Source organism: Quadrisphaera setariae (assembly GCF_008041935.1).
GTDB lineage: Bacteria > Actinomycetota > Actinomycetes > Actinomycetales > Quadrisphaeraceae > Quadrisphaera > Quadrisphaera setariae.
In genome coordinates, this window is record NZ_VKAC01000013.1 from 103,820 (window position 1) to 130,770 (window position 26,951).

Here is a 26,951-nt window from a genome sequence, read left to right on the forward strand (position 1 = left end):
CGGTCCGTGCTGGGGGAGTGCTGGGGGTGGGGCTGGGTCGTGCGGGGAAGAGGTCAGAGGCGCCGGGTGGTGACCCGGTCGCGCTGCACGTGCTCGGGCCCCGGGAGGGTCGAGCCGGGCAGCTGCACCGCGGCGGTGCCGTGGGCGACGGCGACGGCGAGGCGCTCGGCCTCGGCGGCGCCGTCCAGCTCGGCCAGCAGGTAGCCGGCCAGGGTGGAGTCACCGGCGCCGACCGTGCTGACCGGCGTGACGGGCTCGTGCACGGCGTGCCAGGCGCCGTCGGCGGTGACGAGCAGGGCGCCCGCACCTCCGAGGGTCACCAGGACGGTCTCGACGCCGCGCTCGACCAGGGTCGAGGCGGCCTCGGCCGCGGCCACGGGGTCGGCCTCGAGCTCGGCGCCGGCCGCGCCGCCGCGGCCCGGTGCTGCCAGGCCGGTGAGCTCGGCGAGCTCCTCGGCGTTCGGCTTCAGCAGGTCGGGCAGCGCCGTCGACGACGAGGGGGCGTCCGGCCCGGCGGTCGCCAGCAGCGCCGCGCCGGAGGTGTCCACGGCCACCCGGGCACCGGTGCTGCGCAGCTGCGCCACGAGCCGGCCGTACCAGTCGTCGTCGACCCCGGGGGGCAGCGAGCCGGAGAGGGCGACCCAGCGGGCGCCTGCGGCCTCGCGGCGCAGCGCCTCCGCCAGCCCCGCGCGCGCGCCGGCGTCGAGGGGGGCGCCGGGAGCGTTGACCTTGGTGGTGGTGCCGTCGGGCTCGGCGAGGGTCAGGTTGACCCGCGAGTGCGCGGCGATCGGCACGGCCCGGTGCACCAGGTGCAGCTCGCGCAGTGCCAGCAGCAGCGGGTCGTCGGGGTGGCCGGGCAGCACCGCGACCGCGGTGCGCCCACCGGCGGCGACCACGCGGGCCACGTTGACGCCCTTGCCTCCGGGCTGGTCGACGGCGGCGGCCGAGCGCAGCACGGCGCCGCGCTCCAGCGGGCCGGCCAGCGGGACCAGGCGGTCCAGGCTGGGGTTGGCGGTCAGGGTGACGATCACGCGACCAGCACCTCCACTCCACGGGCTTCGAGGGACTTGAGCTCGCGCCGGGGGGCGCTCGCGTCGGTGACCAGGACGTCCACCTGGTCGAGCCCGGCGAAGCGCACGAGGTGCTCCTGGCCGAGCTTGGAGGCGTCGGCGAGCACGACGACGCGGCGTCCGGCGGCGACGAGCGCCCGCTTGAGGGCGGCCTCGTCGTGGTCGGGGGTGGTCAGGCCGTGGTCGGCGGTGATGCCGTTGGCGCCGACGAAGGCGGTGTCGACGCGCAGGGCGCCGATCTGGGCCAGCGCGTCGGGGCCGACGGCCGCGTGCGTGGTGCCGCGGACGCGGCCGCCCACGAGGTGGAGGTCGATGCGGCCGGCGCCCGCGAGCTGGGCGGCGACGGGCACGGCGCTCGTCACCACGAGGAGCGGGGCGTCCACCGGCAGCAGTCGGGCCAGCCGGACCGTCGTCGTGCCTGCGTCCAGGGCGATGGAGCCGCCGGTGGGCACGAGGTCGAGGGCGGCGCGGGCGATGCGGTCCTTGGCGTCGGCGCGCTCGACGTCGCGGTCGGCCACGGCGCGCTCCACGACCGTCAGGGAGGAGGTGGGGACGGCGCCGCCGTGCACGCGGCGCAGCAGGCCCGCCTTCTCGAGGGCGGCCAGGTCGCGGCGGACGGTCTCGGTGGTCACGCCGAACTGCGCGGCGACGTCGGTGACGGCGATGCGACCGTGCTGGCGGACCAGCCCGGCGATCGCCTCGTGGCGCTCTGTCGCGTACAACGGCGCACTCCCTCGTGCCTGCGTGTGGTGGCGGTGTGTGGTGTCCCGGCCCGCTGCGATGTGGGCTTGTGTGGGAAACATCTTTGTGACATGTGGTTCTACGCCCGTTCATGTTGTTGTGTCAAGGGGCGGGTTCGGTGCACGCTGGTCCCGGACACCACCCCTCAGCCCGACCCGCGCCCGTCCGCGTGGCGGGTCCGCTCCAGCGCAGGAGTCACGATGAGCAGCGTCGCCACCCCTCCGTCCGCCTCTGCCGCCTCCTCCGGCGGCCGCGCGCTCGCGGGCATCCCCGTCGTGCCCGGCGTCGGTGCCGGCCCCGTGGTCCGTCCGGCCGACCGGCCGCGCCTGCCGGAGGTCACCGGTGAGCCGTCCGTGGCCGAGGAGGCGCGCGCCGGTGAGGTCGAGCGCTTCCAGGCCGCCGCCGGTGTCGTCGCCGAGCGCCTGGAGGGGCGCGCCGCGCGCGCCACCGGCGCCGCCGCGGAGGTGCTGGAGGCCACAGCGGGCCTCGCCCGCGACCGCGGGCTGCTGGCCGCCGTCGCCAAGCGCGTCAAGGCCGGCGCCCCCGCCGACCAGGCCGTCGTCGGTGCGGCGGAGCAGTTCAGCGCGATGTTCACCCAGCTCGGGGGGGTGATGGCCGAGCGCGTCACCGACCTCGCCGACCTGCGCGACCGCCTCGTGGCCGAGCTCACCGGGCAGGAGGAGCCGGGCGTGCCCGTGCCCGCCGACCCCTCGGTGCTGCTCGCCGACGACCTCGCCCCCGCCGACACCGCCGGGCTGCGGCCCGAGCTGGTGCTCGCCATCGCGACCACGCGCGGCGGCCCCACGAGCCACACCGCGATCATCGCCCGCCAGCTCGGCATCCCCTGCGTGGTGGCCGTCGGCGGCCTCGACGACGTCGCCACCGGCCAGTTCGTGCTGGTCGACGGGACCTCCGGGGAGGTCGCCGTCGAGCCCGACCGCGTCCTCGCCGCCGCTCGCGTGGAGGCCTCCGAGCGCGAGGCCGCCGCCGTCGCCGCCTGGACCGGCCCGGGGGCCACCGCCGACGGTCGCGCCGTCGACGTCCTCGCCAACGTCCAGGACGGCGCGGGCGCCCGCAGGGCCGCCGCCACCGGCGCCCAGGGCGTGGGCCTGTTCCGCACCGAGCTGTGCTTCCTCGACGCCGACTCCGAGCCGTCCGTGGCCGAGCAGGCCCGCATCTACGGCGAGGTCTTCGCGGCCTTCTCCGACCGCCCGTCCGGCGCGGGCACCGGGAGCAAGGTGGTGCTGCGCACCCTCGACGCCGGCTCCGACAAGCCGCTGAAGTTCGCCACCGCCCCGGACGAGGAGAACCCCGCCCTCGGCGTGCGCGGGCTGCGCATCGCGTGGGGCCAGCCGGGCATCCTCGACCGCCAGCTCGACGCCGTCGCCCTCGCCGCCGAGCAGACCGGCACCTCGCCGTGGGTGATGGCGCCGATGGTCGCCACCGCCGCCGAGGCCCGCGACTTCGCCGCCCGCGTCCGCGCTCGCGGTCTGACCGCCGGCGTCATGATCGAGGTCCCGGCCGCCGCGCTGCACGCCGAGCGGATCCTGCGCGAGGTCGACTTCCTCTCCATCGGCACGAACGACCTGGCGCAGTACACCCTCGCCGCCGACCGGCTCTCCGCCGACCTCGCCCACCTGAACGACCCCTGGCAGCCCGCGCTGCTGCAGCTCGTGGCGCTGACCGCCGCCGCCGGGGTCGCGGCCGGCAAGCCCGTGGGCGTGTGCGGCGAGGCCGCCGCCGACCCGCTGCTGGGCGCGGTGCTCGCGGGCATGGGCATCACGTCGCTGTCGTGCGCGGCCAGCGCCGTCTCCGCTGTGGGGGCGCGCCTGGCGCAGGTCGAGCTGGCCGCGTGCCAGGAGGCCGCGCGCGCCGCCGTCGAGGCCGACGACCCGGCCGCTGCCCGCGCCGCCGCCCGCGAGGTCCTCCTCGGCATCTGACCCCTCCTCCTCCTCCGCGACGATCGAGGCAGTCGCGCACGGTCTGCGCGTGCGACTCCCTCGGTCGTCGCCGGACGAGGGAGGGGGGACGGGGCGCGGGAGGATGGCGCACGTGATGCTGCCGCCCGCGGGACGGCCCGGCTCGGGCGCCGACCTCCCGGTCCGGGAGGTGCTCGACGACCTCGCCGGAGCCCTCGCCGACCGCGGCACCGCGCTGCTCGTCGCTCCTCCCGGGACCGGCAAGACCACGCTGGTGCCGCTCGCGCTCGCCGACGCCCTCCCGGCGTCAGCGGGCCGCGTGGTGGTCGCCGAGCCCCGCCGCGTGGCCGTCCGCGCGGCTGCCCGCCGCATGGCCTCCCTGGTCGGCGAGCCCGTCGGGCAGCGCGTCGGGTGGAGCGTCCGCGGTGAGCGCCGCACCAGCGCCGCCACCCGGGTGGAGGTGGTGACCACCGGTCTGCTGCTGCGGCGCCTGCAGCGCGACCCGGAGCTGCCGGGCGTGGACGTCGTCGTCCTCGACGAGGTCCACGAGCGCCACCTCGACGCCGACCTCGCCCTCGCGCTCCTCCTGGACGCCCGCGCCGCGCTGCGCCCCGACCTGCGGGTCCTGGCCGCCTCCGCCACCCCTGACACCGCCCGCCTCGCCGCCGTGCTCGGCGCCGCCGACGGACAGGAGGACGGCGACGGCGGTGGCGCGCGGCCGGCGCCGGTCGTCGTCGCCACCGCGCCCGTCCACCCCCTGGAGGTGGTGTGGGCGCCTCCGACGCGGCCCGTGCGCCCGCCCGAGGGGACGCGCACCGACCCCGCGCTGCTCGACCACGTCGCCGCGACGACCCGCCGCGCCCTGGCCGAGCGGGCCGGGGACGTGCTGGTGTTCGTCCCCGGAGCGGCCGAGGTCGGCGGCGTGCGGTCCCGGCTGGAGCGCTCCCTCGGCAGTGACGGCGGCAGCGGCGTCGACGTCCTCGCCCTGTCCGGCCGGCAGTCGACCGACCAGCAGGACGCCGCGCTGCGCCCCTCCGAGCCCGGGCGGCGGCGCGTGGTGGTCTCCACCGCCGTCGCGGAGTCGAGCCTGACCGTGCCCGGCGTGCGGACCGTGGTGGACGCCGGCCTGTCGCGCGTGCCCCGGACCGACCACGCCCGCGGCCTGGGCGGGCTGGCCACCACCCGGGTCAGCCGCGCCGCCGCCGAGCAGCGCGCCGGCCGCGCCGCCCGCGAGGCCCCCGGCACCGTCTACCGGTGCTGGAGCGCGCTGGAGCACGAGCGCCTCGCGCCCCAGCCGCTGCCCGAGGTGGCCACCGCTGACCTCACCGGCGCGGTGCTGGCGCTGGCCGCGTGGTCGCGCGCCGACGGCGCCGGCCTGCCCCTGCTCGACCCCCTGCCCGCCGGCGCCACCGCCGCCGCGGTCGGCGTGCTGCACGACCTCGCCCTCCTCGACGGCGACGACCCGTCCACCGCCCGCCCCACCCCCCGCGGCCGCGCGGTCGCGTCGCTGGGGCTGGAGCCGCGCTGGGGCCGTGCGCTGCTCGACGGCGCGGCGCTGGTGGGGGAGCGGACCGCTGCCGAGGTGGTCGCCCTGCTCAGCGAGGACGGCCTCGTCGGCGGCGGTGGCCCCGGCGGCGGGGGTGACGACATCGCGGCGAGCTGGCGCGCCCTCCGCCGCGACGACGACCCCGGCCGCTCGGCCCGGTGGCGCGCGGAGGTGCGCCGTCTGTCCGGCGCCCTCGGCGACCTGCCCGCCGGCCAGCGGCCCGCCGCCGCCACGAGGGCTGCCCGCCTCACCGACGACGCCGCGGCCGGGCTCGTCGTCGGGCTGGCGCACCCCGAGCGGCTCGCCCGCGCCCGCTCGGCGGGGTCGTCGGGGGAGTCCTACCTCACGGCGGGCGGTACTGCGGTCAGGCTGGCCCCCGGGTCGGGCCTGCGCGGCGCGCCCTGGCTGGCCGTCGCCGTGGCCGACAGGTCCGGCAGCGACCCGGAGGCCCGTGTCCGCGCCGCCGCCGCCCTCGACGAGGACGGCGCCCGCGCGGCGGCGCCGCAGCTGCTCGTCGACGTCGAGGAGGTGGCCTGGCAGGGCGGCGCGACCGGTGACGTGGTCGCCCGGCGCGTGGAGCGCCTCGGCGCCGTCGAGCTGAGCAGCCGACCGCTCACCGGAGCCCTCGACGACCGCGAGCGCGCCCTCGTGGCCGACGCCCTCGCCGACGGCCTCGGGCAGGCGGGCCTGGCGCTGCTGCCGTGGCCGGAGGGGGCGGTGCGGCTGCGGCGGCGCCTCGCGGCGTGCCGCGAGGCGCTCGGCGACCCGTGGCCCGCCGTCGACGACGACGCCCTGCTCGCCCGTTCCGCCGAGTGGCTCGGCCCGGAGCTGGCCGGCGCGCGCCGACGGGCCGACCTCGCCCGGGTGGACACGACCTCCGCGCTGAGGCGGCTGCTGCCGTGGCCGGACGCGACCAGGCTCGACCAGCTGGCGCCTGAGCGCCTGCGCCTGCCCGACGGAGGGGCCCGGGTGCTCGGCCAGCGCGGACCGGACCAGTCGAGCGCACCGCTGGACTGGTCCGACCCGGCCGCGCCCGTGCTCGCGGTCCGGCTGCAGAGGGTGCTGGGCTGGACCGGGGCGCCGCGCGTGCTGGACGGGCGCGTCGCCGTCGTCATCCACCTGCTCTCACCGGCCGGGCGACCGCTCGCGGTCACCGCCGACCTGGCGGGCTTCTGGCGAGGCGCCTACCGGGAGGTGCGGGCGCAGATGCGGGGTCGTTACCCCAAGCACGCCTGGCCCGAGGACCCCCTCAGCACCCGCTGACCACGGGGCGGACGGGCGTGGTCAGCGGACCGGGCCGGTGTACTTCTCGCCCGGGCCAGCGCCGTGCGCGTCGGGGAAGGGGGACGCCTCGCGGAAGGCCAGCTGCAGCGACCGGAGGCCGTCGCGCAGCGGCCGGGCGTGGTGGTCGCCGATCTCGGGGGAGGCAGCGGTGACCAGGCCGGCCAGCGCGGTGATGAGCACACGGGCCTCGCCGAGGTCGAGGTGGCCGCCCGCCTCGGCGTCCTCCGCGAGCCCGCACTTCACGGCCGCGGCGCTCATGAGGTGGACGGCGGCGGCCGTCACCACCTCGACCGCGGGGACCTCCGCGAGGTCCCGGACGGCGGTGGCGGACTCGGTGCTGGTCTCTGGCTGGCTCACGCTGGTACATTAGGCGACTGACCGACCGCGGCTCCGTGACCGCGCACGCTCCCGCCCGGCTCGTCCGGGCACCCGGGAGCACCGCAGAACGGGGCCCGGTGCGCCAAGTGGAGGCCTCCTCCCACCCGCGTCGGCCCTCACCGGCCGCCGGGTCCCCGGTCCACCGCACCACCCCGCGAGCACCGGGGGTGGGTGCGGTTCTCCGGCGTCGCCTGCGACGCCCGAGCCGGGTCAGGCCCTCGCGACGCGTCCGTCGGGGGAGACCCTCCCGCGACGGTGGTTCCGAGCACGTCGCAGAGGAGCAAGGCACATCAGCGAACCGCGCATCAACGACCGCATCCGCGTCCCCGAGGTGCGGCTGGTCGGGCCGAACGGTGAGCAGGTCGGGATCGTGCGCGTCGAGGACGCGCTCCGCCTGGCCCAGGAGGCCGACCTCGACCTGGTCGAGGTCGCCCCGCAGGCGAAGCCCCCGGTCTGCAAGCTCATGGACTTCGGGAAGTTCAAGTACGAGTCCGCGATGAAGGACCGTGAGGCTCGGAAGAACCAGACGAACACCGTGCTGAAGACCGTCCGGCTGCGCCTGAAGATCGACCCGCACGACTACGAGACCAAGAAGGGCTTCGCCGAGAAGTTCCTCGAGGGCGGCGACAAGGTCAAGGTCATGATCATGTTCCGTGGTCGCGAGCAGTCGCGCCCGGAGATGGGCCTCCGCCTCCTCCAGCGCTTCGCCGGCGACGTCGCCGAGCTCGGTGCGATCGAGTCCAGCCCCCAGCAGGACGGCCGGAACATGGTCATGGTCATCGGCCCGACGCGCCGCAAGGCCGACGTCAAGGCCGAGCAGAAGGCCGAGCAGCGCGACCGCCGCGACGCCGACCGCGCTGCTCGCGCCGAGCGCACCCAGCGCGAGCGCGAGGAGCAGGCCGAGCGCCAGTCGTCCGCTCCCGAAGAGCCCGAGGCTCCGCAGGTCTCCCCGCTCATCGCCGAGGGCGACGAGCCGCTGTTCGTCCGCCGCGCCCCGCAGCCGGCCGCTCCGGCGGCCCGCGAGGGCGGCTACCGCAGCGAGCGTCCCGACCGCGAGGGCGGCTACCGCGGTGGAGACCGTGACGGTGGCGGCTACCGCGGCGACCGTGGCGGTGACCGTCCCGACCGCGAGGGCGGCGGCTACCGCGGCGGTGACCGTCCCGACCGCGAGGGCGGCGGCTACCGCGGTGGAGACCGTGACGGCGGGTCCCGCCCGCCGCGCACGTCCACCGGCCCGTCGCGCCCGTCCGGCCCCCCGCCGGCCTCGCGCCCGGTCCGTCCGGCGATGCCGCGTCCGGCCGTCCAGCCGGGAGCCGCTCCCGGCCCCCGGCCCACGCCGGCGGCCCCCGCCCGCGAGGGCGCTGCACCGACGCCGGGCCCCGGCCCGTCGCCGGCGCCCCGCCCGGGCTCGGCCACCCCTGGGCCTCGGCCCACCCCGGCCGCCCCGCGGCCGACCCCCCGTCCGGCTCGACCGACGCCTCCGCCGCCCTCGGGCGACTGAGCCGCCGCAGGACCGGACAGACCCAGCACCCGTGACGCCCGGAGGGACCCCTCCGGGCGCTGACCAGAGCGCGGGCGGGCCATCGTGCCCGCCCGGAACGAGGAGGACGGCAGCCGTGCCGAAGATGAAGACCCACAGCGGGGCCAAGAAGCGTTTCAAGGTCACCGGGAGCGGCAAGCTCATGCGCGAGCGCACCAACCTGCGCCACCTGCTGGAGGGCAAGTCCACCCGCCGCACGCGCCGCCTGTCCGTCGACGCGCAGCTCTCCCCGGCCGACGCCAAGCGCGCCGAGCGCCTGCTCGGCCGCTGAGCGGCTGAGCCACTCCCCACCGACCTCTAGAAGACCCAGGAGCACCCCGTGGCACGCGTCAAGCGGGCAGTCAACGCCCAGAAGAAGCGCCGCACCGTCCTCGAGCGCGCCAGCGGCTACCGCGGCCAGCGCTCGCGGCTCTACCGCAAGGCGAAGGAGCAGGTCACCCACTCCCTCGTCTACGCCTACCGCGACCGCCGCGCCCGCAAGGGCGACTTCCGCCGCCTGTGGATCCAGCGCATCAACGCTGCGGTCCGCGACAACGGCATGACCTACAACCGCTTCATCCAGGGCCTCAAGGCCGCGGGTGTCGAGGTCGACCGCCGCATGCTGGCCGAGCTCGCCGTGAGCGACCCGGCCGCCTTCACCGCGCTGGTGGGCACGGCTCGCGCCGCCCTCCCCGCGGACACCTCGGCCCCCGCCGCCTCGGCGGCCTGAGACCGGTCCGGCAGCGGGGGCGTGGGCAGCAGCATGAGCACCGGGTCGGTCGACCACCGGCCCGGTGCCCGCACCTCCGCGGCTCCGGCTGCGGCGGCGGGGCTGCTGGCCAACCCCCGCGCTGACCGCGTCAGGGCGCTGGCGCGCCTCGCGACCCCCGCGGGTCGCTCGCGCGCCGGCTCCTTCCTGGCGGAGGGCCCCCAGGCCGTCCGCGAGGCCCTCAGCGCCCCGGCACCCCACCGGGTGCGCACGGTCGTGGCCACGGCCGCGGCGCTGCAGCGCCACCCCGAGCTCGGCCCCGGCGCCCACCGCGCCGGGGCCGAGCTGCTGGAGTGCACCGACGAGGTCCTCGCCGTCCTGTCCGGCACCCGCACGCCCCAGGGCGTCGTGGCCGTCTGCGACGCCGTGCGACCGGCTCTGGAGGACGTGCTGGACGGCGGCCCCCCGGCGCTCGTGGCGCTGATGGCGCGCGTGCAGGACCCGGGCAACGCGGGCACGGTGGTGCGCGTGGCGGACGCAGCGGGCGCCTCGGCGGTCCTCCTCACGAGCGGGAGCGTCGACGTCCACAACCCCAAGGTGGTGCGCTCCACCGCGGGCAGCCTGTTCCACCTCGACGTCGTCCAGGGCGTCGACCTGGCAGGCGCCGTCGAGCGCCTCCGCGGCGCCGGCGTGGCGGTCCTCGCCACCGACGGCGTGCCCGGCCGCGGCAGCGCGGACCTGGACGACCTCCTCGACGAGGCCGAGGTCGGCGCGGGCCCCCTGGCGGGCCCGACGGCCTGGCTGTTCGGCAACGAGGCGAGCGGGCTCGACCCGGCCGAGCGCGAGCTGGCCGACCTCGCCGTCCGCGTGCCGCTGCACGGCCGCGCTGAGAGCCTGAACCTCGCCACCGCAGCCGCGGTGTGCCTGTACGCCAGCGCCCGCGCCCACCGCCGCCGGCGCTCCGAGGACGCCGCACCGCGGGCCCTCGTCGCTCCCGCAGACACCGTCAGCCACACTGGCGCTGTGGAGCACCGCACGTCCCCGCAGCGGGCGAGCGCCGGCGGAGCCTCGGGCACCGGTCCGGTGGCCCATGACTGAGACGGTGCTGCCGTGCGGGCCGGAGGCCGCCGGCCAGGCCCGGCGCCTGGTCGCGCAGGCGTGCACCGCCGCCGCGCTGCCCGCCGACGCCTGCGACAGCGCTCTGCTGTGCACCAGCGAGCTCGTGACCAACGCGATCGTCCACGGCCGCTCGGACGTGAGGCTGTGGATCCGCACCGAGCGCGGGTGGCTGCGCATCGAGGTCGGTGACGACAACTCCCGCCACCCCCACCTGCAGCCCGCCGACGACGGCGCGCTCGACGGGCGGGGCCTGTTCATCGTCGACCTGCTCACGACCCGGTGGGGCGTGCGGGACGACAGCATCGGCAAGGTCGTCTGGTTCGAGCTGCGCGCTGAACCCGTGATCGGGTGAGCGCGGACCTGCCGGGCACCGAGAGCCTCTGGTCGGTCACCGGGAGTGACGAAGGCCGGGGTGCAGGCGGTACGGTCGGCGGCGTGGACGCCGCGCAGGGGCTGCTGGAGGATCTGCCGGACGGCGTCGTCGTCGTCGGCTCCGACGGCCGCGTGCAGCTGGTCAACGCCGGCGCCGAGCGCTGCACCGGCATACCCCGCGAGCAGCTGCTGGGCCGTGACGTCCGCACCGCGCTCCCGCTGCAGGACACGACCGGCCGCGACTGGTGGTCGATGACCGACCCGTTCTCGGGGCTGGCCACCCGCACGGGCCACCGCGAGCGGCTGCTCGTGCTGCCAGGCGAGCACGAGGTCCTGGTCACCGCCCGCTACGTGCGTCCCGCGCGGAGCGCCCCCGTCCAGCGGGTGGTGCTGCAGCTGCGTGACACCGAGGCCCGCCGCCGCCTCGAGAACGACCACGCCGGCCTCATCTCCACCGTCGCCCACGAGCTCCGCTCGCCCCTGACGTCGGTGAAGGGGTTCACGTCCACGCTGCTGCGCCGCTGGGAGCGCCTCTCGGACGCGCAGAAGCGCCTCATGCTCGAGACGGTCGAGGCCGACGCCGACCGCGTCACCCGCCTCATCGCCGAGCTCCTCGACATCTCCCGCATGGACGCCGGCCGCCTCGAGGTCAAGCGCCAGGTGGTCGACCTGGCGGGCCTGGTGCGCGGTCAGGTGGAGCGCATGGTGGCCACGGGCCAGCCGGCCGAGCGGTTCCGGGTGGCCATCGCCTCCCCGCTGCCGGAGGTGTGGGCCGACCCCGACCGCCTCGAGCAGGTGGTGAGCAACCTCGTCGGCAACGCCGTGCGCCACGGCGCCGGGCAGATCGACATCTCCGTCACGCCCGACCCGGACGGCGACGGCGTGGCCGTGGTCGTCGACGACGAGGGCGAGGGCATCCCCGCCGAGCACCTCGGCGTGGTCTTCACCAAGTTCTGGCGCGGGTCGCGCCGGGGCGGCACCGGGCTCGGCCTGTACGTGGTGCGGGGTCTGGTGGACGCCCACGGCGGGCGCATCACGGTGAGCGCGGCCCCCTCCGGCGGTGCCCGGTTCCGCTTCACGCTGCCCGCGGCCGTGCCCGACTTCGTGCAGCTGCCCGGCACGCCGCTGCTCGACCGGCGCTCCGGCGCCGAGCGCCGCCAGGTGCGGCTCGCCCTGCCCGACGGCGTCGACGAGCGCGGCGCAGCCGCGCCGGCTCCCGCGGCGGTGGACGCGGCCGAGCGCCGCAGCTGACGCCGCGCGTCGTCGCCCCTGCGGTGGGGGACGGGGCCGACCGGGGGACCACCGGGGCCGCTCTGGCAGGCTTGCCCGGTGCCCGAACTGGATGACGACCTGCTCGGCGAGCAGGCGGTGGAGCGCGCCGTCGCCGCCGCGCTGGCGGCCCTGGCCGCCGCGCCCGACCTGGACGCGCTCAAGGAGGTGCGCCTCGCGCACACCGGCGACCGCAGCCCCCTGGCCCTCGCCAACCGCGCCATGCCCGACGTGCCGCCGTCGGAGCGAGCCGTCGTCGGCAAGCGCATCGGTGGTGCCCGGGGCCGCGTGCGTGCTGCGCTCGAGGCCCGCACCTCCGAGCTGGAGGCCGAGCGCGACGCCCGGGTGCTCGTGGAGGAGACCGTCGACCTGACGGTCCCCGTCCAGCGCAGCCGGGCCGGGGCGCGCCACCCGCTGGCGCTGGTGGCCGAGCGCGTCGAGGACGTCTTCACCGCCATGGGCTACGAGGTGGCCGAGGGCCCCGAGGTCGAGGCGGAGTGGTTCAACTTCGACGCCCTGAACTTCGGCGTGGACCACCCGGCCCGCCAGATGCAGGACACCTTCTTCGTCGACCCGCCCAGCTCGGGCCTGGTGATGCGCACCCACACCTCGCCGGTGCAGGCGCGCTCCCTGCTGGAGCGCGGTGCCCCCCTGTACGTGGTGTGCCCGGGTCGCACGTTCCGCACGGACGAGCTCGACGCCACCCACACCCCCGTCTTCAACCAGGTCGAGGGCATCGCCGTGGACGAGGGCCTGACGATGGCCCACCTGCGCGGCACCCTGGACCGCCTGGCGACGTCGCTGCTGGGCCCGAGCGCCCGCACGCGCCTGCGCCCGTCCTTCTTCCCCTTCACGGAGCCGTCCGCGGAGCTCGACGTGTGGTTCGAGCGCCCCGACGGGTCTGGGAGCGGGTGGCTCGAGCTCGGAGGCTGCGGCATGGTCAACCCGAACGTCCTGCGCGCCTGCGGGATCGATGCGGACCGGTACACGGGGTTCGCGTTCGGCATGGGCATCGAGCGGATCCTGCAGATCCGCAACGGCGTCGCCGACATGCGCGACATGGTCGAGGGCGACGCGCGCTTCTCGCGCGCCTTCGGCACCGGCCTCGGGACGGCGCTCTGATGCGCGCGCCGCTGAGCTGGCTGCGCGAGTGGGTCGACGTCCCCGCCGACGCCACCGGGGAGCAGGTCGCCGCCGCGCTGGTGCGCGTGGGCCTGGAGGAGGAGGGCCTGCACGGCGGCGACGTCGTCGGGCCGGTCGTCGTGGGCCGCGTGCTGTCCCTGGCCCCCGAGCCGCAGAAGAACGGCAAGACCATCAACTGGTGCTCGGTCGACACCGGCGAGCTCGCCCGCGGCGAGGACCCCCGGGGCGTCGTCTGCGGAGCGCACAACTTCTCCGCCGGAGACCTCGTCGTCGTCGCCACGCCGGGGGCGGTCCTGCCCGGCCCGTTCCCCATCGCCGCTCGGAAGACCTACGGGCACGTCTCCGACGGCATGATCTGCTCCGCCCGCGAGCTGGGCCTCGGTGAGGACCACGACGGCATCATCGTGCTCTCGCGCCTCCTGGGTGACGTCGCCGCGTCGCAGCTGGAGCCCGGCCAGGACGCCCTCGCGCTGCTCGGGCTCACCGAGGAGGTCGTCGAGGTCAACGTCACGCCCGACCGCGGCTACTGCTTCAGCGTGCGCGGCCTGGCCCGCGAGTACGCGCACGGCGCCGGCCTCGACGTGGCGACCGCCTTCCGCGATCCCGCCGCCGTCGACGTGCCCGCCGCCGCCGGCGGCTCCGGCTCGGCGCAGGGCCACGGCGTCGAGCTGCGCGACGACGCCCCCGTCCACGGCGCTCCGGGGTGCACCCGGTTCGTGACGCGCGTCGTGCGCGGCGTCGACCCCACGGCCCCGTCGCCGTTCTGGCTGCAGCGCCGCCTGCAGCAGGCCGGCATGCGGCCGATCTCCCTGGCCGTCGACGTCACCAACCACGTGATGCTCGAGCTGGGCCAGCCGCTGCACGCCTACGACCTCGCCACCGTCGACGGCCCGCTCGTCGTGCGCCGCGCGCGCCCGGGGGAGCGGCTCGTGACGCTGGACGGCATCGACAGGAAGCTCGACCCGGAGGACCTCCTCATCACCGACGGACCCGACGGCGCGCGCGCCGTCGGGCTCGCGGGCGTCATGGGCGGACGCGACACCGAGGTCACGACGTCGACGCGCGACGTGCTCGTCGAGGCCGCCCGCTTCGACCCGGTCACCATCGCGCGCACCGCCCGGCGCCACAAGCTGCCCAGCGAGGCCAGCCGCCGCTTCGAGCGGGGCGTCGACACCGCGCTGCAGGCCGCCGCCGCCGAGCTGGCGGTCCGCCTGCTCGTGGAGCACGGCGGGGGGACGGCCGACGACGCCGCCACCGAGGTCGTCGCGCCCGAGGCCGTCGTGCGGCCGGCGGCGATCGCGCTGCCGGTCGACCTGCCGTCCCGCCTGTCGGGCGTGCCCGCCGACCAGCTCGGCGCCGCGCGGGTGACCGAGCTGCTGGAGCAGGTCGGCTGCGCCGTGTCGCCGTCGGGCTCCGCGGACGCCCGAGGCTCCCTCGACGATGGCGCGCTGCAGGTGGTCCCGCCGACGTGGCGGCCCGACCTCGCGCAGCCGGTCGACCTCGTCGAGGAGGTCGTGCGCCTGCACGGCTACGAGGCGATCCCGTCCGAGCTGCCGCCGGCGCCGCCGGGCCGGGGTCTGACCACCGGGCAGCGCCTGCGCCGCCGTGCGGCCGACGCCCTCGCGGCCGGTGGGTTCGTGGAGGTGCGGTCCTACCCGTTCACCTCCGTCGGGCGCAGCGACGAGCTGGGCCTGCCCGCCGACGACCCGCGGCGCACCGCGCTGCGCCTGGCCAACCCGCTGTCCGACGAGCAGCCGCTGCTGCGCACCAGCGTGCTGGCCACGCTGCTCGACGTGCTGCGGCGCAACACCTCGCGCGGTGCCGTGGACGTGGCGCTGTTCGAGCTCGGCGCCGTGGTCAACCCGGTCGCGGGTGCCCCGGCGGCGACGCGCCTGCCGGTCGACCACCGCCCCACCGAGCCCGAGCTGGCCGGGCTGCTCGCCGCGGTGCCGCCCCAGCCCGTGCACGTGGCGGGGGTCCTGGCCGGGCGGGCTGAGCCCGAGGGCTGGTGGGGCGCCGGTCGGGTGGCCGACGCCGCTGACGCGGTGGCCGCCGCGCAGCTCGTGGCGCAGGCGCTGCGCGTGGAGCTGGTGGTGGCCGCCGGTGCGCTCGCGCCGTGGCACCCGGGCCGCTGCGCGCAGCTCTCGCTGCCCTCGTCCGAGGACGGGGCGCCCGGCGCGGTCGTGGGGCACGCCGGCGAGCTGCACCCCGCCGTCGTCGCCGCGCTGGGGCTGCCGCCCCGCGCGGTCGCCTTCGAGCTCGACCTCGACGCCCTCGTCGCCGCCGCCCCGGAGCTGGTGCCCGCGCCGCGGCTGTCGCCGTTCCCGCCCAGCAAGGAGGACGTGGCGCTCGTCGTCGACACCTCCGTGCCCGCCGAGGCGGTCCGGCAGGCGCTGCTCGCCGGTGCCGCCGGCGCCGGCCACGCCGACCTCGTCGAGGAGGTGCGCCTCTTCGACGTCTACACCGGCGCTCCCGTGCCGGAGGGACACCGCTCGCTGGCGTTCTCGCTGCGGCTGCGCGCGCTGGACCGCACGCTCACCGCAGCGGACGCCGCCGCGGTGCGCGAGGCCGCCGTCGCCGAGGCGGTCCGCCGCCACGGCGCCGTGCTGCGCGGCGCATGAGCACCCCGTCGCCCTCCGCGCCCAGCCGGGTCGCGCTCGTCACGGGTGCGACCAGCGGCATCGGGCGCGGCCTCGCCGAGGCGCTCGGCGCTGCCGGGCTCTCAGTGGGGCTGCTCGGCCGTGACGGGGAGCGGCTCGCCGAGGCCCTGCAGGCCGTGCGGCGCACCGGCGCGCGGGCTGCCGCCGTGCCCGCCGACGTCGTCGACCTGCCCGCTCTCCAGCAGGCGGTCGACCACCTGGAGTCCCAGCTCGGCCCGACGGACCTGCTCGTCTCGGCTGCGGGGATCATCGAGGCGAGCGAGGTGCCCGTGTGGGAGGCCGACCCCGCGGAGTGGCGGCGCGTCGTCGACGTCGACCTCGTCGGCGCGTTCCACGCGGTCCGCGCGGTGGTGCCCGGCATGGTCGCGCGCGGCAGGGGCCGGGTCGTCCACCTCGACTCCGGAGCCGGCGTCAAGGACTCGCCCGTCTACTCGGCCTACAACGCGGCCAAGGCGGGGCTCTTCCGCCTGGGCGGCAACCTCCACGCTGCCGGCGCCGCGCACGGGATCTCGGTGCTGGAGCTCGCGCCCGGCGTCGTGCAGACGCCGATGACCATGGCGATGGCCGCCCACGAGCAGCGCCGCCAGCGCGGCGAGTGGACCTCCCAGGCCGAGGTGGACGCCCTCGCCGTGGCCTTCGCCCGCGGCGACCTCGACGCCTACTCGGGCCGCATGGTCCGCGCGGGCGTCGACACCCCCGCCTCGCTCGCCGAGCGCGCCGCAGCAGGGCTCGACGACGACGACCGCCGCCTGCGGCTGCGCCCCTGGGGCGGTGGCGACCCCCTGCGCTGACGCGCCGCGCGGACCTGGCGATCGGAGACCGTCTTTGCATGGCCATGCATGAGTCTGTATGGTCTGCCAGGTGATCAGGGTGGCTGTGGCGGGGGCGAGCGGGTACGCCGGGGGTGAGGCGCTGCGCCTCCTCGCGGGGCACCCCGAGGTCGAGGTCGGAGCGGTGACGGCCGCCTCCAGCGCGGGAGCGCGCCTGGGGTACGTGCACCCGCACCTGCTGCCCCTGGCCGACCGGGTGCTGGCCGAGACCACCCCCGAGCTGCTCGCCGAGCACGACGCCGTGGTCCTCGCCCTGCCGCACGGCGCCTCGGCGGCGCTGGCCGCCCAGCTGCCCGCCGACGTGCTGGTCCTCGACTGCGGTGCCGACCACCGCCTCGCCGACCCGGTCGCCTGGAAGACCTTCTACGGTTCCGAGCACGCCGGGACCTGGCCGTACGGGATGCCCGAGCTGCTCACCGGCGCCACCTCCAAGCAGCGCGACGCCCTCGTCGGCGCCCGCCGGGTCGCCGTGCCCGGCTGCTACCCCACGGGCATCTCGCTGGCCCTCGCGCCCGGCTTCGCCGCGGGCCTGCTGGAGCCGGCCGACGTCGTCGTCGTCGCCGCGTCGGGGACGTCAGGAGCCGGCAAGGGCCTCAAGGCCAACCTGCTCGGCAGCGAGGTCATGGGCTCCATGAGCCCGTACGGCGTGGGGGGCGTGCACCGCCACACCCCGGAGGTCGAGCAGAACCTGACCGGCGCCGCCGGCGAACCCGTCACGGTGAGCTTCACACCCACGCTGGCTCCGATGCCGCGGGGCATCCTCGCCACGTGCACCGCCCGGGTGCGCGCCGGTGTCACCGCGGCCCAGCTGCGCGACGCGTGGCAGCAGGCCTACGCCGACGAGCCGTTCGTCGTCGTGCTCCCCGAGGGCTCCTGGCCGCGCACCTCCGACGTGCTCGGCTCCAACGTCGTCGAGATGGGCCTGGCCCTGGACGAGCGCGTCGGCCGCGTCGTCGTCGTCGCCGCCGAGGACAACCTCACCAAGGGCACCGCCGGCGCGGCCGTGCAGTGCCTCAACCTCGCCTTCGGCCTGCCCGAGACCCTCGGGCTGCCACGCACGGGGGTGGCCCCGTGAGCGCCGGCGTCCTCCTGCACGAGCACCCCGGGGCCGTCTCGGTGGTGCGCCTGCCCGCTGACGCCCCCGACCCCACGTGGGCGCGCGGCGAGCCGCTGGTGTGCGTGGCGCGCAGCGCCGAGGAGCTCAGCGTGGTCTGCCCCGCCGTCGCCGTGCCCGAGGTCCTGCCCGGGCCGGTGCAGGGGCCCTACGCCGCCTTCGAGGTGGCCGGTCCCCTCGACTCAGCCCTGACCGGCGTGCTCGCCGGTCTGCTCCGCCCGCTCGCCGATGGAGGCATCAGCGTGTTCGCCCTCTCGACCTTCGACACCGACTGGGTGCTCGTGCCCACCGGCAGCACGGCCCCGGCCACCGCTGCCTGGCGCGCCGCGGGCCACGAGGTGGAGGTGCTCGCGGTATGAGCACGACCAGCAGCACCGGGGTGACCGCCCCGCAGGGCTTCCGCGCAGCGGGCACCACCGCCGGCCTCAAGGCCAGCGGGAAGCCCGACCTGGCCCTCGTGGTCAACGACGGTCCCCGCCACGACGCCGCCGTCGTCCTCACGTCCAACCGCGTGCAGGCCGCCCCCGTGAAGTGGACCCGCCAGGCCCTGTCCGACGGGCGCTGCGACGCGGTGGTCCTCAACTCCGGCGGCGCGAACGCCTGCACCGGAGCGCCCGGCTTCGTCGACACCCACACCACCGCCGAGGCCGTCGCCGAGGCCCTCGGGGTCGGCGCTGCCGACGTCGCCGTCTGCTCCACCGGTCTCATCGGCGAGCGCCTGCCGATGGTGGAGCTGCTCGCCGGGGTGAGCGCCGCGGCCACCGCTCTCGACGGCTCCGCCGCTGAGGGCGGCGCCGACGCGGCCACCGCCATCATGACCACCGACACGGTCTCCAAGCAGGCCGTCGCTCACGGGCCCCAGGGCAGCGGCTGGACCGTCGGCGGCATGGCCAAGGGCGCGGGCATGCTCGCGCCCGGCCTGGCGACGATGCTCGTGGTGCTCACCACCGACGCCGTCGCCGAGCCGGCCGCGCTCGACGCCGCCCTGCGCGCCGCCACCCGGGTCACCTTCGACCGCGTCGACTCCGACGGCTGCATGTCCACCAACGACACCGTGCTGCTGCTCTCCTCAGGCGCCTCCGGTGTGACGCCCACCGCCGAGGAGCTGCGCGAGGCCGTCACCGCCGTGTGCGCCGACCTGGCCCGCCAGCTGGTCGCCGACGCCGAGGGCGCCAGCCACGACATCGCCGTGGAGGTGGTCGGCGCGGCCAGCGAGGACGAAGCCGTCACCGTGGCGCGGGCCGTGACCCGGTCCAACCTCTTCAAGGCCGCGATCTTCGGCAACGACCCGAACTGGGGCCGCGTGCTCGCCGCCGTCGGCACCACCGACGCCGCGTTCGACCCCGACGCCCTCGACGTCTCCTTCAACGGCGTCCAGGTCTGCCGCGCCGGCGGCGTCGGCGACCCCCGCGAGGGCGTCGACCTCTCCGGGCGCGAGGTGCGCATCGTCGTCGACCTGCACGCCGGCCCGGCCACCGCCACCGTGTGGACCAACGACCTCACGCACGACTACGTGCACGAGAACAGCGCGTACTCCTCATGAGCGAGGTCAGCCAGGACCTGCGCCTCGTCAGCGCCGTCGACAAGGCCGCCGTCCTCGTCGAGGCGCTGCCGTACCTGCAGCAGTTCCACGGCTCGCTGGTGGTGGTGAAGTACGGCGGCAACGCCATGGTCGACGAGTCCCTGACCCGCGCCTTCGCCGCCGACGTCAACTTCCTGCGCCTGGCCGGGCTGCGCCCCGTCGTCGTCCACGGCGGCGGCCCGCAGATCTCCCGCATGCTCAAGCGCCTCAACATCGAGTCCGAGTTCCGCGGCGGTCTGCGCGTCACCACGCCCGAGGTCATGGACGTGGTGCGCATGGTGCTCACCGGTTCGGTCGGCCGCGAGCTGGTCGGCCTGCTCAACGCCTCCGGCCCGCACGCCGTCGGCCTGAGCGGGGAGGACGCCGGCCTGTTCACCGCCCGCAGACGTCACGCGGTGGTCGACGGAGAGCCGGTGGACGTGGGACTGGTCGGCGACGTCGTCGCGGTCGACCCGCGCGCCGTCCAGGACCTCCTCGACGCCGGCCGCATCCCCGTGGTCGCCACCGTGGCACCCGAGGAGGACGGCGACGGCGTGCTCAACGTCAACGCCGACACCGCAGCCGCCGCGCTCGCGGTGGCCCTGGGGGCCCGCAAGCTCGTGGTCCTCACCGACGTCGAGGGTCTGTACGCCGACTGGCCGGACCGGTCCTCCCTGATCTCCGAGATCGGCGCCGCCGACCTCGAGCAGCTGCTGCCGACCCTGGAGTCCGGGATGGTGCCCAAGATGGAGGCCTGCCTGCGGGCGGTGCGCGGTGGCGTCTCCGCCGCGCACGTCGTGGACGGGCGCGTGCCGCACACCCTGCTGGTGGAGGTCTTCACCGACTCCGGCGTGGGGACGATGGTGCTGCCGTGACGACGTCGACGCAGCCCACCGACCTCAGCAAGGACCTCCCGCCCGCCCTGGCGCACCCCGACGGCGGCTCCGCCGCCTGGCTGGAGCGCCACGGCCGGGCCGTCATGGGCACCTACGGAACCCCGCTGCGCACGCTCGTGCGCGGTGAGGGCGCGCAGGTGTGGGACGCCGACGGCCGCCGCTACGTCGACCTGCTGGCCGGCATCGCCACGTCGGTGCTGGGGCACGCCCACCCGCTGCTCACCGCCGCGGTGACCAGCCAGATGGCGACCCTCGGCCACGTCTCCAACTTCTTCGCCACGCCCGCGCAGGTGGCCCTCGCCGAGCAGCTGCTCGCCATCACCCGCGCCGAGCCGGGCGGCCGCGTCTTCTTCGCCAACTCCGGTGCGGAGGCCAACGAGGCGGCTTTCAAGATCGCCCGCCGCACCGGTCGCCCGCGCATCGTCGCGGCCCGGGGCGCCTTCCACGGCCGCACCATGGGGGCGCTGGCCATGACGTGGAACCCGAGCTACCGCGAGCCCTTCGCGCCGCTGCCGGGTGGTGTCGAGCACGTCCCCTTCGGCGACGTCGACGCGCTCGCCGCCGCTCTGGACGAGGTCGACGACGACGGCGGCCAGCGCGGCCAGGTGGCCGCCGTGGTGCTCGAGCCCGTGCAGGGGGAGGGCGGCGTGCTGCCCGCTCCCGACGGCTACCTCGCGGCGGCGCGCCGCCTGGCCACCGAGGCGGGGGCGCTGCTCGTCCTCGACGAGGTGCAGACCGGCATCGCGCGCACCGGGGCCTGGTTCGCCCACCAGCTGCCCGGCCTCGGGCTGGAGCCGGGGACGCTGCCCGACGTCGTCACCCTCGCCAAGGCCCTCGGCGGGGGAGTGCCCGTCGGCGCCGCCGTCGCGGTGACCGACAGGGCCGGGAGCCTGCTCGGCGCCGGCCAGCACGGCACCACGTACGGCGGCAACCCCCTCGCCACGGCCGCGGGCCTGGCGGTGCTGCACGTCGTCGAGCGCGATGGGCTCGCCGCGCGCGCCCGCTCCATCGGTGCGCAGCTGCAGTCCGCCGTCGACGCCCTCGTCGCTGATGGCGCGCCCCTGCTGGCCGGCCTGCGCGGCGTCGGCGCGCTCCAGGCGCTCGTGCTCGACGCCCCGGCGTCGAAGGACGTGGCCGCCGCGGCGCTGGAGGCGGGGTTCATCGTCAACGCCGTCGCCCCCGACGCCGTCCGGGTCGCCCCGCCGCTCGTCCTCACCGACGCGCAGCTGGCCGAGTTCACCACCGCCCTGCCCGGCATCCTGCAGCGCGCGGCGGCCGCCCGGGCCGCGACCCAGGAGCCCACTCCGTCCGCCCCGACCGGGAGCCCCGAATGACCAGCCAGTTCCCGCAGCACTTCCTGCGCGACGACGACCTCACCCAGGCCCAGCAGGCCGACGTCCTGCGCCTCGCCATCGAGCTGAAGGCGGCGAGGGGAGCCGCCGATCCCGTCGCCAGGCACCCCCGCCGCCCGCTGGAGGGCCCCAGGACCGCGGCGCTGCTCTTCGACAAGCCGTCCACGCGCACGCGCCTGTCCTTCTCGGTCGGGGTGGCCGAGCTGGGCGGTTTCCCGCTCGTCATCGACGCCGCCACCAGCCAGCTGGGCCGCGGTGAGCCGGTGGCCGACACCGCCCGCGTGCTCTCCCGGCAGGTGGCGCTCATCACCTGGCGCACGTTCGCGCAGGCCGACCTGGAGGCGATGGCCGCCGCGAGCGACGTGCCGGTGGTCAACGCCCTCACCGACCTGCTCCACCCGTGCCAGATCCTCGCGGACCTGCAGACCGTCGCCGAGCACCGCCCCGGCGGCGTCGACGCGCTGCCCGGCACGGTCTTCGCCTACGTCGGCGACGGCAACAACAACATGGCCAACTCCTACCTGCTGGGCGGGGCGGTGGCCGGGATGCACGTGCGCGTCGGCACGCCCGAGACGCACCTGCCCGACGCCGGCGTCCTCGAGGACGCCCGCCGCGCCGCCGCCGCCACCGGTGGTTCGGTCACGGTCGTGCACGACGCCGCGGAGGCCGTGGCCGGTGCCGACGTCGTCGCCACCGACACGTGGGTGTCGATGGGCCAGGAGGCCGAGGCCGCCTCCCGCGAGACCCCGTTCGTGCCCTTCGCGGTGACGGCCGAGCTCATGGCCGGCGCGAAGCCCGACGCCGGGGTGCTGCACTGCCTGCCCGCCTACCGCGGCAAGGAGGTCGACGCCCCCTACCTCGACGGCCCCGGCAGCTGGGTGTGGGACGAGGCCGAGAACCGCCTGCACGCGCAGAAGGCGCTGCTGGTGGCCCTCCTCGAGGCCCGCGAGGGCCTCCTGCGCCCCGGCGCATGACCGGCGGCTCCTCCTCGCCGTCGCCGACGACCCCGACGGCCCGGCGGGCGCGCATCGCCGCGCTCGTCGGGACCAGACCGGTCCGCTCCCAGACGGAGCTGGCCGAGCTCCTCGCCGCTGACGGGGTCGTGGTCACCCAGGCCACGCTCTCGCGCGACCTGGTCGAGCTCGGCGCCGTGAAGGTGCGCTCGGCCAGCCTCGGTGGAGCCCTGGTCTACGGGGTCCCCGCCGAGGGGGGAGACCGGACGCCCCGGCCCGCCGTCCCCGAGGCAGGGCGCTCCGCGCGCCTGGCCCGGCTGTGCGAGGAGCTGCTCGTCACCGCGGAGGCCTCGGCCAACCTCGTCGTCGTCAGGACGCCTCCGGGCGCCGCCCAGTTCCTGGCGTCGGCGGTCGACCACGCCGCCCTGCCCGAGGTGATGGGCTGCATCGCCGGTGACGACACCGTGCTGCTCGTCGCCCGCGACCCCGCCGGCGGGCCCGCGCTGGCGGCCCGGATGATCGCCCTGGCCGACGGCCGCGACGCACCCCCTGCCACCCCAGTCGAGGAGACCCCGTGAGCCAGACCCCGAGCAGCGAGACCGGGCACGCCGGCGGCACCACCGTGCACGGCGCCCTGTGGGGCGGCCGGTTCGCCAGCGGCCCCTCGGAGGCGCTCGCGGCGCTGTCCAGGAGCACGCACTTCGACTGGCGCCTGGCCCCCCACGACGTGCGCGCCTCCATGGCCCACGCGCGCGTCCTGCACGCCGCCGGCCTGCTCGACGACGACCAGCTGGCTCGGATGCTCGAGGTGCTCGGCGGCATCCACGACGACGTCGTCTCCGGCGCCCTCCAGCCCGCCGACGACGACGAGGACGTGCACGGCGCGCTCGAGCGCGTGCTCCTGGAGCGCGCCGGCGCGGACCTGGGCGGCCGGCTGCGCGCAGGCCGCTCCCGCAACGACCAGATCGCCACCCTGCTGCGCATGCACCTGCGCTCGGAGGCCGGCGCGATCCGCGCCCACCTGCTGGAGCTGGTCGAGGTGCTCGCCGCCACCGCCGAGGCGCACCCCACCGCGGCGATGCCCGGCCGCACGCACCTCCAGCACGCCCAGCCCGTGCTGCTGGCGCACCACCTGCTCGCCCACGCGTGGGCCCTCCTGCGCGACGTCGAGCGCTTCCGCGACTGGGACGCCCGCGCGGCGCTGTCGCCCTACGGCTCCGGCGCGCTCGCGGGCTCGTCCCTGGGTCTCGACCCGGAGGCCGTGGCCGCCGAGCTCGGCTTCGCGGGGTCGGTGCCGAACAGCATCGACGGCACCGCCAGCCGCGACGTGGCCGCGGAGTTCGCCTTCGTGGCCGCGATGGTCGGCGTCGACCTGTCGCGCCTGGCCGAGGAGGTGGTGCTGTGGGCCACCAAGGAGTTCGGCTTCGTGGCGCTCGACGACGCCTTCTCCACGGGGTCGAGCATCATGCCGCAGAAGAAGAACCCCGACATCGCTGAGCTCGCTCGCGGCAAGGCGGGGCGCCTCATCGGTGACCTCACCGGCCTGCTCGCCACGCTCAAGGCCCTCCCGCTCGCCTACAACCGCGACCTCCAGGAGGACAAGGAGCCCGTCTTCGACGCCGCCGACACGCTCCTCCTGCTGCTGCCCGCCTTCACGGGCATGGTCGCCACGCTGCGCTTCGACACCGCCCGCCTGGCGGAGCTCGCTCCGCAGGGCTTCTCACTGGCCACCGACGTCGCCGACCACCTCGTCCGCCTGGGCGTGCCGTTCCGCGACGCCCACGAGGCCGCCGGAGCCGCCGTGCGGCGCTGCGAGGAGCTGGGCTGCGAGCTCGACGAGCTGCCCGACGCCGACCTCGCCGCGATCCACCCGCGACTTGGGGAGACCCCCGAGGCCGCCGACGCCGTGCGGGCGGTCCTGACCGTCCAGGGCTCCATCGCCTCCCGCGACGCCCGCGGCGGCACCGCACCGGTGAGGGTGGCCGAGCAGCTCGCCGAGCTGCGGGCCGCCGCGACCGGCCTCGCCTGACCACCTTCCGTGATCATGGACGTCCGACGCGCTTCCCAGCCGTGATCACGGACGTCCGGAACGCGTCAGCGGTGCCGCGCGCCTTCTTCGACAGGCCGGTGCTCGACGTCGCGCGAGACCTCCTCGGCCGCGTCGTCGTCCACAGCTCCGACGACGGCGACGTGGCCGTCCGGCTCACCGAGGTCGAGGCCTACGCCGGTCCGGGTGACCCGGGCTCCCACGCCGCGCGCGGCCGCACGCCTCGCACCGCGGTGATGTTCGGCCCACCCGGCCACGCCTACGTCTACTTCAGCTACGGCATGCACTGGTGCGCCAACCTCGTCTGCGGACCGGAGGGCACCGCCAGCGCCGTGCTGCTGCGGGCCGGGGAGGTGGTGGACGGCCTCGACCTGGCGCGCTCGCGCCGCGCCGCGGCCCGCAAGGACGTCGACCTCGCCCGGGGGCCCGCCCGCCTCGCTGCGGCGCTCGGCCTCGACAAGGCGCAGGACGGCGCTGACCTGTGCGCCCCCACCTCCGCCCTGCGCGTGGTCGACGGGCCCCCGCTGTCGTCGTCCTCCGAGGTCCTGAGCGGTCCGCGCGTGGGGGTGTCGGGGGAGGGCGGGAACGGCGAGCGGTTCCCGTGGCGGTACTGGCTGGCGGGGGAGCCCACCGTCTCGGCTTACCGCGTGGCGGCACCGCGCCGGCGTCGGGCAGGCTCTCCCAGGACCTCGGCGACGACGAGGCCGACCGACGAGGAGAGCACGCAGTGACTGGGACCCCCGGATCCGGGATCATCGACGAGCTGCGCTGGCGGGGTGTGCTGGCGCAGAGCACCGACGAGGACGCGCTGCGCGCCGCCCTGGACGCCGGGCCGGTCACCTTCTACGTGGGCTTCGACCCGACGGCGCCGAGCCTGCACATGGGCAACCTCGTGCAGCTCGTCACCGCGAAGCGCCTGCAGGACGCCGGACACGTCCCGCTCCTGCTGGTGGGTGGGTCGACCGGGCTCGTGGGTGACCCGCGCATGAGCGGCGAGCGCGTGCTCAACGACCCCGAGGTCGTGGCGGGCTGGGTGGCGCGCATCGCCGAGCAGGTGCGCCCGTTCGTCTCCTTCGACGGCCCGAACGCCGCACGGCTGGTCAACAACCTCGACTGGACGGCGCCGATGAGCGCCATCGAGTTCCTCCGCGACGTGGGCAAGCACTTCCGGGTGGGGCGGATGCTCGCCAAGGAGGCCGTCTCGGCGCGGATGAGCTCGGACGAGGGCATCAGCTTCACCGAGTTCAGCTACCAGATCCTCCAGGGGATGGACTACCTCGAGCTGTTCCGCCGCTACGGCTGCACGCTGCAGACGGGCGGGTCGGACCAGTGGGGCAACATCACCAGCGGCGTCGACCTCATCCACCGCGTGGAGGGAACGTCGGTGCACGCGCTCTCCACGCAGCTGATCACCAAGCCCGACGGCACCAAGTTCGGCAAGACCGAGTCCGGCACGGTGTGGCTCAGCCCGGAGATGACCAGCCCGTACGCCTTCTACCAGTTCTGGCTGGCGGCGGAGGACGCCGCCGTCGACTGGTACCTGAGGGTCTTCACCCAGCGCACCCGGGAGGAGCTGGCGGCGCTCGCGGAGGAGACGGCGGCCCGCCCGCAGGCGCGGGCGGCGCAGCGCCTGCTCGCGCAGGACGTCACCACGCTGGTGCACGGCGCCGACGTGACGGCACGGGTGGAGGCCGCCAGCGCCGCCCTCTTCGGCCAGGGCGACCTGACCTCGCTCGACGCCGACACCCTGGGGGCGGCCCTGGCGGAGCTGCCGACGGCGCGCGTCTCGCAGGGGGAGCAGCTGCTCGTGCCCCGGCTCCTCGCTGAGGCGGGTGTCGTCCCGAGCGCTTCCGCAGGGCGCCGTGCGGTGGCCGAGGGCGGCGCGTACGTCAACAACGAGCGGTGGGCGGACGCGGACGCACCGGTCGAGGCCTCGGCCCTGCTGCACGGGCGCTGGCTGGTCCTGCGTCGGGGCAAGCGCACGCTGGCGGCCGTCGACACCAGCCCCGCCGGGGGCGCCTGAGCCGCTGGTGGCAGCGCGGCTCCGTGACGCGGTGTCACCGGGCGGGGCTTCTTCCCGGTGACACCCGTGTCTCGGTCGTGTGAACGCCGTGTGACCTGCGCAGGTGCCGCCGATGATCGACCCGTGACGCGCGGGGCGCACCCCGGGTTTGACGCTCACCGGACCGTCACGTAATGTTCTTCTTGTTCGCCCGCCGGGCGGGCCGGCCCGAGAGGGTAGGCCCCGGATGGGAGGACCACCTCGACAAGATCCGGTCGGAAATGGCCGGGGGATTGTTGTGGCTAGGATGGAGACATCCCGACTGAGCGGCTGAAGAGCTGTGAGGCGGTGTGTGTTCGTTTCTTGAGAACTCAACAGCGTGCCGAATGTCGATGCCAACTTTTTGTTGGCTCGAGTTGGATGTCAGATGACGTCTTTTTCGTGCCAGATTTTATTCTCTGACCATG

Annotated in this window: 24 protein-coding genes; 21 read left to right on the plus strand and 3 right to left on the minus strand. The window is 76.5% G+C overall.

What is annotated here, in order from left to right; all coding sequences use genetic code 11:
* Positions 1-53: 53 nt before the first annotated feature.
* Both FMM08_RS19375 and FMM08_RS19380 read right to left on the minus strand, forming a co-directional pair.
* Positions 54-1,031 carry a 1-phosphofructokinase family hexose kinase gene (locus FMM08_RS19375; RefSeq protein ID WP_147928026.1) on the minus strand — a complete coding sequence of 326 codons (978 nt, stop codon included), beginning with the start codon at positions 1,029-1,031 and terminating at the stop codon, positions 54-56.
* Complete coding sequence (locus tag FMM08_RS19380; RefSeq protein WP_147928027.1) at positions 1,028-1,792, minus strand: DeoR/GlpR family DNA-binding transcription regulator; 765 nt, start codon at positions 1,790-1,792, stop codon at positions 1,028-1,030. The genes FMM08_RS19375 and FMM08_RS19380 overlap by 4 nt, the downstream gene beginning before the upstream one ends.
* Before the next feature lie 219 nt (positions 1,793-2,011).
* Here FMM08_RS19380 and FMM08_RS19385 point away from each other — a divergent pair, with 219 nt between their 5' ends.
* Both FMM08_RS19385 and hrpB read left to right on the plus strand, forming a co-directional pair.
* Positions 2,012-3,751, plus strand: coding sequence for a putative PEP-binding protein (locus tag FMM08_RS19385; protein WP_147928028.1), 1,740 nt, complete (start codon positions 2,012-2,014; stop codon positions 3,749-3,751).
* 115 nt (positions 3,752-3,866) lie between these two features.
* Positions 3,867-6,539, plus strand: a complete 2,673-nt coding sequence (hrpB, locus tag FMM08_RS19390) for an ATP-dependent helicase HrpB (protein ID WP_147928071.1) — start codon at positions 3,867-3,869, stop codon at positions 6,537-6,539.
* Between the two features lie 21 nt (positions 6,540-6,560).
* Here the strand turns inward: hrpB and FMM08_RS19395 are convergent, their stop codons facing one another.
* On the minus strand, positions 6,561-6,917 hold the full coding sequence (locus tag FMM08_RS19395) for a DUF1844 domain-containing protein (protein ID WP_147928029.1): 357 nt from the start codon (positions 6,915-6,917) through the stop codon (positions 6,561-6,563).
* A gap of 352 nt (positions 6,918-7,269) precedes the next feature.
* Here FMM08_RS19395 and infC point away from each other — a divergent pair, with 352 nt between their 5' ends.
* The 19 genes from infC to tyrS all read left to right on the plus strand — a co-directional run bounded on the left by infC (position 7,270) and on the right by tyrS (position 26,505).
* Positions 7,270-8,439, plus strand: coding sequence for a translation initiation factor IF-3 (gene infC, locus FMM08_RS24175; protein WP_369431764.1), 1,170 nt, complete (start codon positions 7,270-7,272; stop codon positions 8,437-8,439).
* Between the two features lie 115 nt (positions 8,440-8,554).
* Entirely contained in the window at positions 8,555-8,749 is a 195-nt protein-coding gene (gene rpmI, locus FMM08_RS19405) for a 50S ribosomal protein L35 (protein WP_109775618.1), read from the plus strand.
* Between the two features lie 48 nt (positions 8,750-8,797).
* Positions 8,798-9,187, plus strand: a complete 390-nt coding sequence (gene rplT / locus FMM08_RS19410; protein WP_147928031.1) for a 50S ribosomal protein L20 — start codon at positions 8,798-8,800, stop codon at positions 9,185-9,187.
* 33 nt (positions 9,188-9,220) lie between these two features.
* Positions 9,221-10,264, plus strand: a complete 1,044-nt coding sequence (locus FMM08_RS19415) for a TrmH family RNA methyltransferase (protein WP_147928032.1) — start codon at positions 9,221-9,223, stop codon at positions 10,262-10,264.
* Entirely contained in the window at positions 10,257-10,637 is a 381-nt protein-coding gene (locus tag FMM08_RS19420) for an ATP-binding protein (protein WP_147928033.1), read from the plus strand. Before FMM08_RS19415 ends, FMM08_RS19420 begins: the two co-directional genes overlap by 8 nt.
* A gap of 83 nt (positions 10,638-10,720) precedes the next feature.
* Positions 10,721-11,908, plus strand: a complete 1,188-nt coding sequence (locus tag FMM08_RS24025; RefSeq protein WP_147928034.1) for a sensor histidine kinase — start codon at positions 10,721-10,723, stop codon at positions 11,906-11,908.
* Positions 11,909-11,986: 78 nt separating this feature from the next.
* Positions 11,987-13,048: a phenylalanine--tRNA ligase subunit alpha gene (gene pheS / locus FMM08_RS19430; RefSeq protein WP_147928035.1), complete on the plus strand. Its 1,062-nt coding sequence runs from the start codon at positions 11,987-11,989 to the stop codon at positions 13,046-13,048.
* Positions 13,048-15,690, plus strand: coding sequence for a phenylalanine--tRNA ligase subunit beta (pheT, locus tag FMM08_RS19435; RefSeq protein WP_222710976.1), 2,643 nt, complete (start codon positions 13,048-13,050; stop codon positions 15,688-15,690). The genes pheS and pheT overlap by 1 nt, the downstream gene beginning before the upstream one ends.
* Positions 15,687-16,520 carry an SDR family oxidoreductase gene (locus FMM08_RS19440; RefSeq protein WP_147928036.1) on the plus strand — a complete coding sequence of 278 codons (834 nt, stop codon included), beginning with the start codon at positions 15,687-15,689 and terminating at the stop codon, positions 16,518-16,520. The genes pheT and FMM08_RS19440 overlap by 4 nt, the downstream gene beginning before the upstream one ends.
* A 58-nt stretch (positions 16,521-16,578) precedes the next feature.
* On the plus strand, positions 16,579-17,634 hold the full coding sequence (gene argC, locus FMM08_RS19445; RefSeq protein WP_147928037.1) for an N-acetyl-gamma-glutamyl-phosphate reductase: 1,056 nt from the start codon (positions 16,579-16,581) through the stop codon (positions 17,632-17,634).
* Positions 17,631-18,032, plus strand: a complete 402-nt coding sequence (locus FMM08_RS19450) for an ACT domain-containing protein (RefSeq protein ID WP_187279875.1) — start codon at positions 17,631-17,633, stop codon at positions 18,030-18,032. The genes argC and FMM08_RS19450 overlap by 4 nt, the downstream gene beginning before the upstream one ends.
* Entirely contained in the window at positions 18,029-19,216 is a 1,188-nt protein-coding gene (argJ, locus tag FMM08_RS19455; RefSeq protein ID WP_147928039.1) for a bifunctional glutamate N-acetyltransferase/amino-acid acetyltransferase ArgJ, read from the plus strand. The genes FMM08_RS19450 and argJ overlap by 4 nt, the downstream gene beginning before the upstream one ends.
* Positions 19,213-20,109, plus strand: coding sequence for an acetylglutamate kinase (gene argB, locus FMM08_RS19460; RefSeq protein WP_147928040.1), 897 nt, complete (start codon positions 19,213-19,215; stop codon positions 20,107-20,109). Before argJ ends, argB begins: the two co-directional genes overlap by 4 nt.
* Positions 20,106-21,464 carry an acetylornithine transaminase gene (locus FMM08_RS19465; protein ID WP_255472624.1) on the plus strand — a complete coding sequence of 453 codons (1,359 nt, stop codon included), beginning with the start codon at positions 20,106-20,108 and terminating at the stop codon, positions 21,462-21,464. Before argB ends, FMM08_RS19465 begins: the two co-directional genes overlap by 4 nt.
* On the plus strand, positions 21,461-22,456 hold the full coding sequence (argF, locus tag FMM08_RS19470) for an ornithine carbamoyltransferase (RefSeq protein WP_147928041.1): 996 nt from the start codon (positions 21,461-21,463) through the stop codon (positions 22,454-22,456). Before FMM08_RS19465 ends, argF begins: the two co-directional genes overlap by 4 nt.
* A complete protein-coding gene (locus FMM08_RS19475; protein ID WP_147928042.1) occupies positions 22,453-23,013 on the plus strand; it encodes an arginine repressor in 561 nt (186 codons plus the stop codon). The genes argF and FMM08_RS19475 overlap by 4 nt, the downstream gene beginning before the upstream one ends.
* Positions 23,014-23,057: 44 nt before the next feature.
* Positions 23,058-24,464 (plus strand): argininosuccinate lyase, encoded by a 1,407-nt coding sequence (argH, locus tag FMM08_RS19480; RefSeq protein WP_147928074.1) that lies wholly within the window; start codon positions 23,058-23,060, stop codon positions 24,462-24,464.
* A 44-nt stretch (positions 24,465-24,508) separates the two neighbouring features.
* Positions 24,509-25,213 carry a DNA-3-methyladenine glycosylase gene (locus FMM08_RS19485; protein WP_439653574.1) on the plus strand — a complete coding sequence of 235 codons (705 nt, stop codon included), beginning with the start codon at positions 24,509-24,511 and terminating at the stop codon, positions 25,211-25,213.
* Entirely contained in the window at positions 25,210-26,505 is a 1,296-nt protein-coding gene (gene tyrS / locus FMM08_RS19490; RefSeq protein WP_147928044.1) for a tyrosine--tRNA ligase, read from the plus strand. Before FMM08_RS19485 ends, tyrS begins: the two co-directional genes overlap by 4 nt.
* Positions 26,506-26,951 lie beyond the last annotated feature (446 nt).

Coding starts and splice junctions, on each gene's coding strand:
- pheT (WP_222710976.1), top strand. CDS start 13,048: ATGCGCGCGCCGCTGAGCTGGCTGCGCGAGTGGGTCGACGTCCCCGCC.
- argC (WP_147928037.1), top strand. CDS start 16,579: ATGGTCTGCCAGGTGATCAGGGTGGCTGTGGCGGGGGCGAGCGGGTAC.
- FMM08_RS19420 (WP_147928033.1), top strand. CDS start 10,257: ATGACTGAGACGGTGCTGCCGTGCGGGCCGGAGGCCGCCGGCCAGGCC.
- FMM08_RS19415 (WP_147928032.1), top strand. CDS start 9,221: ATGAGCACCGGGTCGGTCGACCACCGGCCCGGTGCCCGCACCTCCGCG.
- FMM08_RS19385 (WP_147928028.1), top strand. CDS start 2,012: ATGAGCAGCGTCGCCACCCCTCCGTCCGCCTCTGCCGCCTCCTCCGGC.
- argB (WP_147928040.1), top strand. CDS start 19,213: ATGAGCGAGGTCAGCCAGGACCTGCGCCTCGTCAGCGCCGTCGACAAG.
- argF (WP_147928041.1), top strand. CDS start 21,461: ATGACCAGCCAGTTCCCGCAGCACTTCCTGCGCGACGACGACCTCACC.
- hrpB (WP_147928071.1), top strand. CDS start 3,867: ATGCTGCCGCCCGCGGGACGGCCCGGCTCGGGCGCCGACCTCCCGGTC.
- FMM08_RS19475 (WP_147928042.1), top strand. CDS start 22,453: ATGACCGGCGGCTCCTCCTCGCCGTCGCCGACGACCCCGACGGCCCGG.
- argJ (WP_147928039.1), top strand. CDS start 18,029: ATGAGCACGACCAGCAGCACCGGGGTGACCGCCCCGCAGGGCTTCCGC.
- FMM08_RS19440 (WP_147928036.1), top strand. CDS start 15,687: ATGAGCACCCCGTCGCCCTCCGCGCCCAGCCGGGTCGCGCTCGTCACG.